Origin of the sequence: Photobacterium sp. (genome assembly GCF_033720175.1) — a bacterium.
Lineage (GTDB): Bacteria > Pseudomonadota > Gammaproteobacteria > Enterobacterales > Vibrionaceae > Photobacterium.
This window is the reverse complement of the sequence record NZ_JAWWDA010000005.1, coordinates 58,523-70,614: the sequence shown is the minus strand read 5'-3', so window position 1 is coordinate 70,614 and position 12,092 is coordinate 58,523. Positions and strand designations below refer to the sequence as shown.

Genomic DNA, 12,092 nt, shown 5'->3' with positions numbered 1-12,092 from the left:
GTGGCAGAGCAATTTGGGTGTGTTTTGTTAATATCGACCGTGATTTCCGCCGTTAACCGTAACGTCCATCATTTGTTTTTATGGGTATTAAGGAGATGAACAGTCTTAACACTGAGTATCCAATTCTCATATGGGACGCTAATAGCGTTCGTCTAACGCCATCAGTTTTTTTAGAAAAGCCTGAACCTGGGCCTCATTATTATTATGTATATCTGCTGTGGTTTGATTGATGGTGGTTTCTGGGTTGTCATTATCAGTATGGAAGTGGTACGTATTGTGAAAGTTGATATCCAGGCTGACATTGTCGTCTGCCAGACTCACACTGTAACCATCCAAACTCTCGGTGCAGGTGATATCTTCTAGCTTACATTGGTTGTCCTTACGCTGGCCCTGCGTTTTTACTTTTTCATACACACTTAGCAGGGTACGAACATCAACACTGTTTTTCATAAATCTCTCCTGATCTCAGGCTGATAATGTAGATGAAGACGTAAATCCCTTTTACTTATTATATAAATCTAGGCCGTCATTGTGAGGATGCAAGGGCGGTTAGGATTATATTAATCTCGATCACTATTATGTCTATCTCTCTAAATGTAGGTGTGGGAGGCAAGTAAAAAGAGGACGGTTTCATCGTGACGTTTTGAATCGGAAGTGATAATTTGAAGTGATTAACAGTAAAAACGGAATTTATCTGATGTTTAAGCAGCTTACACAAGCACAGCTCGATCCTATTTTGTCTCTTTCAATAGCCTACCGTGAAGATAGCCGGGCAGATAAAATGGATTTGGGGATTGGTGTCTACCGGAACAGTCAAGGTGAAACGCCCATTATGCAGGCTGTTCAGCAGGCACAGCAATACTTGCTGGCTACGCAAACAACCAAGGCCTATGTCGGTCTGGCGGGTGATGAAGTATTTAACCAGTCGATGATGGATTTATTGCTATCAGGCACCTCAGCACATAGCCGGGCGGCCGCAGTTCAAACCCCCGGTGCAAGTGGTGCGTTGCGTATGTTGGCCGATTTGATGCGTCTTGCCCAGCCGGATACCACGGTATGGTTAACAAATCCCAGCTACGTCAATCATAAGCCTGTCATGGAAGCCGCTGGACTGACTGTGAAATATTATCCGTATTTTGATTCTGCGACCAAGCAAGTGAACAGTGATGCTATGTTGGCGGAACTGGCAAAAGCCGGGCCTAAAGATGTGGTATTGCTACACGGTTGCTGCCATAACCCAACCGGTGCTGATATTTCTTTTGCCGACTGGCAAGCGATAACAGCACTTGCAAATCAAAATGGTTTCCTTCCATTTGTTGATATTGCTTATCAAGGTTTCGGTGATGGTTTAGAGCAAGATGCAGCAGGCCTTAAATACATGGCTGATAATGTCGAAGAGTTGATTGTCGCGACCTCATGTTCAAAGAATTTTGGCTTGTATCGTGAACGTACCGGTGCCGCGATTGTGATCAGTGATAGCTTGCAGGAAGCCCAAAAGGCGAAAGGGAGGATTCTGCAGTTAGCGCGTTCTACTTATACAATGCCGCCAGATCACGGTGCGGCAGTCGTTGCGACGATTCTGACCGATGATGATTTAACGGCTGTCTGGAAACAAGAGCTTGGTGAGATGAATGGCCGCTTACGGAGTTTACGCGCTGGCCTGACACAAGCTATTCGTACTCAGGGATCTGATTCATTTGATTTTATCGAGAAACATAAAGGTATGTTTTCAGTTACAGGTTTAACCCCTGAGCAGATCGAACGCCTGCGTAAAGAATTCGCGATTTATGCGGTTGGTGATGGCCGTGTAAATATTGCGGGTCTTCAAGAACAGCAAATTAATTATCTGGCAAATGCGCTATTAACCGTCTCTCGGTAAATAGCTTCAGCGGGTGGATTTGTTAATTGAAATGGGGTTTATTTAAACCCCATTTCTATCATTTCGTCCGGCAGCAATACTCCTCCGTTCATAAGAAGGTATCACTTCCATTATTTTGTTAAAACAAGAATGTCATGGTCTTCTTTTGCTTTGTTGAGAAGGTAGTTTTCCATTTCATCTTGCAACGCTTGTTGATTAGCGAGGGGCAGTGCATGAACATCTGCAATGAGCGCGCAGTTTCCCTCATCTGACTGGTGATGATAAATCATACCGCAGGCGGCTGGTTTTCCTTTATAAAAGCCAACGTAGAGCTGAGCCGGAGCATCTTGTTCGAACATAATTTGAGTGAGATATTCAATGAGCGCATCTTTGTCGGCTTCTTTTGCCCATTGGCTGGCAAGTACCAACGAATACCTGATGGTCAGCGGGTGACAATCGACAGGATAGAAAGAAAGAGAAGATGTAGCACAATCTGGAATAGAGGATATCAGTTGAGATGAAAGCTGCAGTTGTTTTGCTTGATACAAGGCCAATCCCTTCTCGCTGAGTGGTGTCGGAAATTCAGCGTCGGTGACGTGGCTTGCCATCCAGGCATTTTTTAATTTGTTGAGCTGTTCAATCATTAACTGCATATCATCTATTCTTTTGTTTGAGCCCCACACCATACCGCAAAATAATGCGATAAGGTATGGGGTAGGCGCTAAAAGCTTAATTAATGGCTAACGATAATACTGATTCCTGATACGATGCATTGCACCATAAATCCCTTCTTCTCATAAAACAGAATGAAAAAGAGTGAGTTCATACTTACATCAAGGTGACTTGTTGCATATTGATCTCAGCTTTAGTATACCTCCCATCAGATTAATATAGATAATGGATGTAAGCCGTGAGTACTAGTAGGATAAGTCATGTACTAAGGAATGCAGTGATTAGCATTTTATTTTGCTTTGCTATCTCCTGTATAACCTACGTGATTATAGGAGGAGCTTTCAGTCGACACTTGATTATCTCATTCGGATACGGTGGCATTTGTAATATAATTAACTACATGGTTCAAAATAATCGTGCGTACTGGCCACCTTTCATTGGTTTTATCGTTGTGGTTGGCGGAACCTTAGTTTTCGGAACAATACATGCCCTGTTATGGTCAGTGTGGTTTGTAAATAGTAAAGATTATAATCAGATTTTTTATCTTATCAGTTTTTGTATTTTCTTCTCGTCGATTATTTATTATTTTTTTTATAATCGAGAAAAGGCGTTATTGATCGAAAATGAGCTGAAACAAGTTAAACTTACGCAGACGGAGCAGGAGCGTGCATTAGTCGTCAGTCAGTTGCAAGTCTTACAAAGTCAGATTGAACCGCATTTTCTTTTTAATACTCTTGCCAATTTACAAGTCCTTATTGATGCCGACCCTAGGAAAGCGACGAAGTTGTTAGAACAACTTACTGAGTTATTACGAATTAGTTTAAAGAAGAGTCGTCGGCAGTGGATCATGCTTGGTGATGAAATTGATTTACTCGATGCTTACTTAGGGATTCAATCGATGCGTTTAGGTGACAGACTCAATTACCGGTTTATTGTCAATGATAGCGTGGACAAGCAATGGGAGATCCCCCCACATATGCTTCAGCCTCTGGTGGAAAATGCAATTTATCATGGCATTGAGCCCTGTGAAGACGGCGGTGAAATTGTAGTGTGCCTTTGTTGTGAAAATAATAAGCTGATTGTTGAAGTCAAAGACAATGGTGTAGGGTTTAATCATCCGTCGATGCATGCCGGGCATGGTGTTAGTTTAGATAATATTCGTCAGCGTTTGAAAGGGCTTTATGGCGAGGACGCTAGATTATTCATCTCTGCCCCGGAAATAGGGGGGGTTATAGCTAAAATGGAGCTATTGCCTGGAGGGCATTCAATATGAAGGAAATGTTATCTTACACTGCCGTTATCGCAGATGATGAACCGCTGCTGCGTTATCATTTAAACAAAACACTTGCAGAAGTATGGCCGCAACTTGAAGTAGTGGCAAGCGAGAAAGACGGTAAATCAGTGTTAGCCAGTATTAAGCAATATCAACCCGATATTGCTTTCCTTGATATTAGAATGCCAGGACTTGACGGAATTTCGGTCGCTAAATCGTTGAAGTCGATCAATAAGGTACCACTAGTCGTTTTTGTTACTGCATATGATGAATATGCGATAAAGGCATTTGAGGAGCAGGCAATAGATTATTTGCTTAAGCCATTTAACGAAACTCGTTTGCTGCAAACGTGTGAGCGTATTCAGCATTATCTGAAAAATCGTTACTCTGCGTCACAAGGTGGGGATAAATTATCGATTGATGCATTACAGAGCTTAGTTGCCACAATACAGAGTCCTGCCAATCAGTACTTACGTTGGATAAGGGCCAGTAAAGGTGACGATATTTGCTTGATATCAGTTGATGAAGTGAATTATCTGCATGCGGAAGCTAAATATGTCAGCGTTTACACCCATGATGATGAGTATCTTATTCGTACACCGCTAAAAGAGCTAATTAAGCAGCTTGACCCGGATGTTTTCTGGCAAATACACCGCTCTACGATTGTACGGGTTGATGCAATAGACAAAGTGAAACGGGATTTTGCAGGGAGGATGAGTGTTTATTTGCAAAATAATGGTGAAAAGTTGGCGGTCAGTCGTAATGCTCAAGGCTTATTTAAGCAAATGTGAGTAGATATCCCCTGGTGACTTCAATATGCAGAAGAATTGCGGTCGCTAACTCTCACCTTTCGGAAGTGGTCCAGACTGTCCACTTATGTGTCCAATTTACTCGAAAGGGCCAGCCAACCCAGGGCAAGAGCATGAAAATCACAAAGTAATTGGAAATCAAGCTGTTACAGTCTAGGCCAGGAATAACCCTAATAGCGTAAAATGTTGATTTATTTCGAAATTTCATTCTTCGTGCGTTTGCCCTGCCAGCCAACCCTTCGCTATTCCCCTTGAATTGAACTGGTTGGCATTACTTAGAATTCTGCACCAGAGTTGAAGTGGATTGAAAACCGTTTATCGGTTTATTTCCCTTTTATCCTTATTATACGCCATTTATCTCATTGTTTAATATGAGCTCTCCGATAGCCTTAGTCTAAGGCTACATCAATGAGGGAGGTAAAGAATAACGCAAGAACCATTACGACCGCCTACCCTTATAGACAATATAAAAATAAATAATGTTAGTTGGCATAAAACACTTGGTAGCTTGGCTCATATCTATGGTTTTGAAGCCATAGGAGCCTCGTTATCAAGGAGGTTATATGATTGAGTTCCAGAGGATCAAGAAGACATATATATTTAATGGTCACATTTATAACGCACTGCAGGGGGTCGATGGAAAAATTGCCTCAGGGGAGATGGTTGCTCTCTATGGCCCTTCAGGATCCGGGAAAAGTTCATTACTCAATGTATGTAGTTTACTGGATGAAAACTATCAAGGTCGAGTCATTATTGGCGATGAACCCATAATCAAAACATCGGCATTTGCTATCGATGTTCGCCGTAAACAAATGGGGTTTATTTTTCCAAAATTTAATTTGGTTTCGGTACAGACTGTTTTTGAGAACATCGAGTTTCCTTTAATACTGAATCGTATTGGTAAAGTAGAGCGTACTCAACGGGTGTTAGAAATGATCGATAAGGTGGGATTGAGTGAGTTTGTTGATCTTAAACCTGAAAGCTTAACGGGAATACAAAAACAGTCCGTTGCGATTGCAAGAGCGTTTATCCATAAACCAGTTGCAGTGATTGCAGATGAGCCTACTGGCAGTCTCGATAGTGATTCCAGCGCCGTTGTCATAGAATTGATGCTCAAATTGGGCCATGAGTTTGATACCGCGATTTTAGTCGCAACCAGTGACACAACAATTGCAAAAATGTGTCATCGGACAATTCATATGTTAGATGGCTGTATTGTCGAGCATGTTCCCGCAGTTCTTTTTAAATACCGGAAAATGACGGAGGCGCTCCCGTGGGGAGTCTGATTTTTTTACTGCGGTTGGCCAAGAAGTACATTATTCATAATGCAGGACTGTCACTGTTTATGGTGTCAGTTATCTCCACTTCAGGATTTCTCCTTCTGTTTTTAGGAGGGTACGGGCTTAATGCACTGGAAAAAGTAAAAGAATCTGTCGCTTTGGACAATGGGAGTCATCTGGATTTTTTTGAATATAACGTTTTTTTAGTTATGAATACTTCAGCTATTATAATTACAGTCATCATGTATGTTCTGCTGCAATATATCATGATCAATAATATTTCCAGACGGCAAAGAGAAATAGATCTACTCACTATTTTAGGTGCGAACCCCCGAGAAATTATTGCTGGATTTTTTTGTGAAGTAAGTTTGATTGTTATCGCGGGCTTGTCACTGGGAGGTGGCTTAGCTGTATGGTGTAGTGCGATCTATCTGGACATAATAGTTCAGCTTTCTCAATTTTTTGAGCTTCATTACCTCGTTTATGTTGAAATATCATCTCCTCTGTTGCTGGTATTAAGTGTTTCAATTGTAATTATCAGTATTTCGATTTTGTCGGCATTAATAGCCGTGAAAAGAGGAGTGAGGAAGTCATGCTTAATGGCTCTGAATTGTCAGCGACTATGAATGACCGGTAAACGTATGTTGTCATATTAAGCAATCTTAGGTGTCGGCCAGCCACTTAGTATCATAGAAAATTGTGTGTCAAAAAGCGATGAGGGTAAAAAGAGAGATTGCTCGCTATTCTAATAAAATCTGTGTTGATGTTATTTCTATAGACTATTTGTTAGTAGAGCCTAACATACATTTTAAGGGAGCGTTAAATGGGTGTCGATTTAAAAGCAGATTCACAATTTGTACAGTTTCCACTATCTTTTGATCCAAAATTGTATCTGGATCAGATCCAAACTTGGATTGAAGCCGGAAAAACATTAGAAATAATTTCTGCTACTCAATTACAGCAAGCTATTGGCGGCAGTTATAAGCATGCTTTAATCGCACTTGAAGAGGTTGAGCGTGTTATTCGCTTAAGCCATCAACAAGAAAACAATGATCATGAAAGCAGCGAGCTGGTCTTTCCATTTGATGTCATCAATCGGACCAATAATACCCTTTTTGATACCTGGCGAGTCATGATGGGGGTGGGTACAAAAGCTGAGGAAGATCTTGGCGAACGCTTAGAAACAGAGAAACAAAAACAGCATGCTAATGAGGCTTTTTATTCGGATAGAATGGCAGCGTTAGAAGCCGCAGCCAGAGAAAATGATAAACGATTGATGGTCCAAAATGCAGCATATGATAAAGCCATTAAAGAGAAGCAAGCAGCGCAACGGAGTGTGGAAAAACAAAAAGCAGAGTTAGATAAAAGTACTGAAAAAATACTACAACTGACTATGCAGTTGGATAAGGCGGTCACGCTTAATCATCAACTCAAAGGGACTAATACTGAATTACAGTCACAAGTGGCTGAATTAGAGAAAACATTATCGGATACCAGGTTAAGCGCCAAGCAATCGTTGAATGATCTTAGTAACGAACATAAGAAAAAACAGAAGGGATCTCAGCAGCATCAGGATGACTTAAAAGATAAATAGCTCTACTTGCCAATGAGTTTGGACAGCAAAAAAAAAGGTTAAATTGTTACAGGGATTCCAACAACAGTTAAAGCGGTCATCAAATTAATTAAAACAATAATTCGTTCTATCCTTTTAAAAGCGCCTTGCTCACAGGGCGCTTTCTTTTTTTGAACTGGATAACCGTGACTTTACTTACTCATGATAATCTCGGCTAGAATCATGTTTATACTTTTGCTTGCGGGAAAAGAGAAAAAGGCCAGTCACTATGAACTGGCCTGAAAATGATGGAGGCCTCAACGTTACTCAGAAGTAATCACTTTTGGGGGAAAGGGATTACAAAGCTAGCTTGGCGACCATCTGTTGACGTTTTCATGAAAAATATGTTTTTCATATGGGCCTTATTTTAAGTTAAAATAGGAAAGTTAAAAGAGAACAAATGAATTTATAAGGTTCCCCTTTTATGACGGGTCAACGACTAAAGCTTCAGTTCCAGCGCCTGTATGATCATTTCTCTGGTGCAGAAAGCGAAACGAACTTACATGATATTTCCGAAGTTCTGTTTTGTACGCGACGAAATGTGCGAATGGTTATTAATAAAATGGTTGAAAAGGGCTGGATCGACTGGCAACCGGCGGTTGGGCGCGGGAAACAATCTAGATTAATTTTTCACAGTACAGACAGTGAGTTACAGTATTTACATGCTAGGAAGTTGGTGGCGGAAGGGAAGTTGGAACCCGCTCTGGCTGTGCTGGATAACAATGGCGATAAGCTGGCCCAATTGATTCAGGAGCAGCTCGGTGTAACAACCCTGAAAGGTAAGCAAATTGTCCGTATACCTTACTACCGTTCTTTCACCAATATGAATCCTCTGCGTCCTTTACGGCGTTCAGAACAGCATTTAGTTCGACAGATTTTTAGCGGCCTCACTCGTATAAATGAGGAAAAAGAGGAAGTGGAAGGGGATCTTGCTCACCACTGGGAATCAATAACCCCTCGTCATTGGCGTTTTTATTTGCGTCCGGCTGTCCGATTCCATGACGGCAAACTAATGGAAAGCAGTGATGTTGTTGCGACGTTAGAGCAGGTAAAGAAGCATCGCTTGTTCAAGCACCTTAAAAGTATTCAATCACCGTTTCCCAATACCATCGATATTTATTTATGTCGGGACGACGTTCGCTTACCTGATTTGATGGCGAATATATTGGCGATGATCCAGCCTGCGGATGCACTCAGCCGAAATGATATTGACATGTATCCGGTAGGCACCGGACCTTATAAAGTCACGTTGAATGATAAGCAGCGACTTAAGCTTGAAGCGTTTGATCAATATTTTGGTTTTCGAGCGCTGATCGATATGGTTGATATCTGGATTTTAGCTGGATTTACTGCTTGTTACCTGAAGCCAACGACAGATATTAATAAACTGGATCCGATGAATGTATCGACCAGGCTCAAACTTGATGAAGGTTGTAACTATTTACTGTTCAACCGCCTTACAGGTTTGGCAAATAATCAAGAGTGGCTGGCGTATTTTCATGCGAGGCTAACTCCGCTGAATATTTTGCGATTACTGGATCACTCTAAAATTGGAGACTTCCGGTTAACGAATGCTTACGGATTACTACCCGGTTGGGCGCACATTTTGCCAGCTCGGGCCGTTGATTCGGCACCTGCAAAACGAACCGTTACATTGGCTTACCAACAGGAGCATCCGGTATATCCGCATTTGGCAGCAACATTAAGGGAAATATTGGCAGAAGATGGGCTGCGTCTTAAAATTTTAGAACTATCGTCATCAGATATATTGCTTGGAAAGTACGTTGATAAGATTGATATCTGGCTTGGTGGTATGAGCTTAAGTAATTATCGTAGCGATGCTATTTTGCCTTGGTTCTATAGTTTTGATCAGTTATTCAGAGTGATGCCAAAGGAAGAGTTTGACGATCTGGAGCGACAGGTCATGACTTGGCGTGCTGATATTGAAGCGGTTTTCCCTTCAGATGAAATTGGCGCTAGCCTGGTACAAAACGGGCAGATATTACCCTTGTTCCATAATTGGTTAGGGGCAGATAGTTCAGGGTCAATTGAAGGGATGGCTTTGAATGCAATGGGCTGGTTTGATTTTAAGTCGCTATGGATGAAGCCTGAGCTGAAGATCTAGGCTATCAGCACTCTTTGATGTTAAAACAGCGTTATCGAGAACAGGTAAGCTTCAGGTTGTTTTGTCCTGCCACTAAGGCAACCAATATTGTACATTTTCACTTTGAATAAGATTGATTTTTGTTAGGATAATGTTGATATTATTTTACGCGTAATGGGTTTGCTTCACGTAAATTTTGATCAGGAATGTGTATTCTTTCATCAGTGATAATTTCTCAAGGAGCTGAGAATAAGCATGAAAATACAACCGGTTATATATGCCAGTTTAGGTTTTTTTACTTCTTTTCCGGTATTAGCCTCTGATACCGCACTGGATTTGACTCAATCGACGATAGGGTATGTCTCATTAGCCCTGTTCGGGCTGGCGTATTGTCTGGTGATGGCTGAAGAATATTTAAATCTTCGTAAATCCAAGCCGGTATTGCTTGCTGCGGGTTTGATTTGGTTAATGATAGGGTACTTCTTCCAGCAGCAAGGTCAAATTGAAGTCGCCAAGCAGGCGTTAGACCATAATTTACTGGAATATGCTGAGCTACTTTTATTTCTGCTCGTTGCGATGACGTATATCAATGCGATGGAAGAGCGTCGTTTGTTCGATGTTCTGCAGGCCTGGATGGTCAGTAAAGGTTTTAACTTCCGAACTTTGTTTTGGCTAACCGGTATTTTATCCTTCTTGATTTCACCGATTGCCGATAACCTGACAACGGCGTTACTGATGTGTGCTGTAGTGATGAAAGTAGGAGGAAGTAACGCCAAGTTTATTAATTTAGCTTGCATCAATATTGTTATTGCGGCCAATGCCGGTGGGGCATTTAGCCCGTTTGGTGATATTACGACGCTAATGGTCTGGCAGGCTGGACTCGTTTCTTTTAGTAGCTTCTTATCTTTATTTATTCCTTCTTTGGTTAATTATTTACTTCCAGCTTTTATCATGTCGCGATTTGTATCAACAACTCAGCCTGATACTATCAGTGAATATGTCGAGTTAAAGCGTGGTGCTCGACGTATTGTCCTATTATTTTTGCTGACTATTTCAACGGCGGTTGGCTTCCATGGTTTTGTTCATTTACCTCCGGTGGTTGGCATGATGATGGGGCTGGCATATTTACAATTTTTCGGATATTTCCTGCGCAGAACATTACCGGGTTCTTTGGCAAAAAAGAAAGCGATAGCGCTAGCCAATCATGATGACGCGGCATTGAAACGTTTAGGTTCAGTTGTTCCTTTTGATGTGTTTAAACGAGTATCTCATGCCGAGTGGGACACCTTACTGTTCTTTTATGGTGTCGTCATGTGTGTAGGGGGGCTGAGTTTGCTCGGCTACTTAGGCCTGGTTTCTGAAGTCATGTATACCCAATGGAACCCGATATGGGCCAATGTTATGGTGGGTCTCTTATCTGCAATCGTGGATAATATCCCGGTGATGTTCGCAGTGTTAACGATGAATCCTGAGATGTCTGTTGGTAACTGGTTATTGGTGACACTGACTGCCGGCGTCGGAGGCAGTTTACTCTCTATTGGCTCTGCCGCTGGTGTGGCACTCATGGGGGCTGCACATGGTAAATACACCTTCTTTGGACATTTGAAATGGATGCCGGTCATTGCATTGGGATATGCTGCCAGTATTGCAATGCATCTGTTTCTAAATGGATCGATGTTTAATATTTAATCAGCACCCAAAAACCATTACATTCAGACTCGAACCGGCGATTGTTTGCTTTTTCCTATGCCATATTTTAGTAATCAAGCTAAGCTAAAGGTGATAAATGTCAGAGGGATAGGCATATGATTAACATTGGGTTGCTATGCTTGAGTGTATTGTTGTTGCTTAACCCGTTACAAACGGCGATAGCAATGGATTTCGCAACCATTTTTCGGATGCCGGCGTTCAAGATTGGTATGGCAGGCAGTGCTGGTACTGTAGAAGTCTCTGACAGTAAATCTTTTTCTGACGTTCCGTTTAAATCAAGTAGCTCTTTATCGCCTCTTGTCGCACTGATACAACCACCAGTATATTTCGGCGAAGATACTCGTTGGGGATACCATACCGAGTTGAATGTTAAGTATTTTAAACTTGATTATGATAATGATGACGGGCGTTATCAGGATGGCGAACTTAAAGGTTATACCGTTGACGTTACCCCGGTATTTTTTTATCAGTGGGGTTATAAAAATCTATGTGCCAACTGCCGCAGTTGGCGAGTTGAAGCGGGACTCGGGATTAACTACCTGAACTCTGACGGGGAATTGCAGCAACTGGGTGGCAAAGAGATTGCATTTTCGAGTGTTGGCTTTGGTTTTAATTCACATATTGGTGCTGTTGTAAATTATCGTCAATGGGAGTTGGGCTTAAGACTGGTCGTCCCGGCCCGAATAAATGATGATGATGACGATGCGGATGCAAGGCACGCACTATCGTCAGTAAGCCTTGCTTATCGCTTTTAAAAAAACTATCTGGGTTAAC

11 protein-coding genes are annotated in these 12,092 nt (G+C 41.7%); 9 read left to right on the top strand and 2 right to left on the bottom strand.

The genetic code is table 11. The annotated features are described in order from the left end of the window. Positions 1-138 precede the first annotated feature (138 nt). Positions 139-450 (bottom strand): DUF3081 family protein, encoded by a 312-nt coding sequence (locus R3289_RS07285; protein WP_318924863.1) that lies wholly within the window; start codon positions 448-450, stop codon positions 139-141. 247 nt (positions 451-697) lie between these two features. Here R3289_RS07285 and R3289_RS07280 point away from each other — a divergent pair, with 247 nt between their 5' ends. Beyond that, positions 698-1,879: an amino acid aminotransferase gene (locus R3289_RS07280; RefSeq protein WP_318924861.1), complete on the top strand. Its 1,182-nt coding sequence runs from the start codon at positions 698-700 to the stop codon at positions 1,877-1,879. Positions 1,880-1,989: 110 nt separating this feature from the next. Here the strand turns inward: R3289_RS07280 and R3289_RS07275 are convergent, their stop codons facing one another. Further along, positions 1,990-2,511 (bottom strand): hypothetical protein, encoded by a 522-nt coding sequence (locus tag R3289_RS07275; protein WP_318924860.1) that lies wholly within the window; start codon positions 2,509-2,511, stop codon positions 1,990-1,992. A gap of 296 nt (positions 2,512-2,807) precedes the next feature. Between R3289_RS07275 and R3289_RS07270 the strand changes: the two genes are divergently transcribed. The 8 genes from R3289_RS07270 (at position 2,808) to R3289_RS07235 (ending at position 12,073) form a co-directional block, all read left to right on the top strand. Further along, the gene (locus R3289_RS07270; protein WP_318924858.1) at positions 2,808-3,803 is read left to right on the top strand and encodes a sensor histidine kinase; all 996 of its coding nucleotides are present in this window, start codon (positions 2,808-2,810) and stop codon (positions 3,801-3,803) included. 5 nt (positions 3,804-3,808) lie between these two features. After that, positions 3,809-4,594 carry a LytTR family DNA-binding domain-containing protein gene (locus R3289_RS07265; RefSeq protein ID WP_318925031.1) on the top strand — a complete coding sequence of 262 codons (786 nt, stop codon included), beginning with the start codon at positions 3,809-3,811 and terminating at the stop codon, positions 4,592-4,594. A gap of 581 nt (positions 4,595-5,175) precedes the next feature. Continuing rightward, the gene (locus R3289_RS07260) at positions 5,176-5,898 is read left to right on the top strand and encodes an ABC transporter ATP-binding protein (RefSeq protein WP_318924856.1); all 723 of its coding nucleotides are present in this window, start codon (positions 5,176-5,178) and stop codon (positions 5,896-5,898) included. Next, a complete protein-coding gene (locus R3289_RS07255) occupies positions 5,886-6,518 on the top strand; it encodes an FtsX-like permease family protein (protein WP_318924855.1) in 633 nt (210 codons plus the stop codon). The genes R3289_RS07260 and R3289_RS07255 overlap by 13 nt, the downstream gene beginning before the upstream one ends. Before the next feature lie 197 nt (positions 6,519-6,715). Beyond that, positions 6,716-7,486, top strand: coding sequence for a hypothetical protein (locus tag R3289_RS07250; RefSeq protein ID WP_318924853.1), 771 nt, complete (start codon positions 6,716-6,718; stop codon positions 7,484-7,486). Positions 7,487-7,928: 442 nt separating this feature from the next. Further along, positions 7,929-9,629, top strand: a complete 1,701-nt coding sequence (gene sgrR, locus R3289_RS07245; protein WP_318924852.1) for an HTH-type transcriptional regulator SgrR — start codon at positions 7,929-7,931, stop codon at positions 9,627-9,629. Positions 9,630-9,863: 234 nt separating this feature from the next. Then, entirely contained in the window at positions 9,864-11,297 is a 1,434-nt protein-coding gene (gene nhaD, locus R3289_RS07240) for a sodium:proton antiporter NhaD (RefSeq protein ID WP_318924850.1), read from the top strand. A 116-nt stretch (positions 11,298-11,413) separates the two neighbouring features. Then, on the top strand, positions 11,414-12,073 hold the full coding sequence (locus R3289_RS07235; RefSeq protein WP_318924849.1) for a hypothetical protein: 660 nt from the start codon (positions 11,414-11,416) through the stop codon (positions 12,071-12,073). Positions 12,074-12,092: the final 19 nt, after the last annotated feature.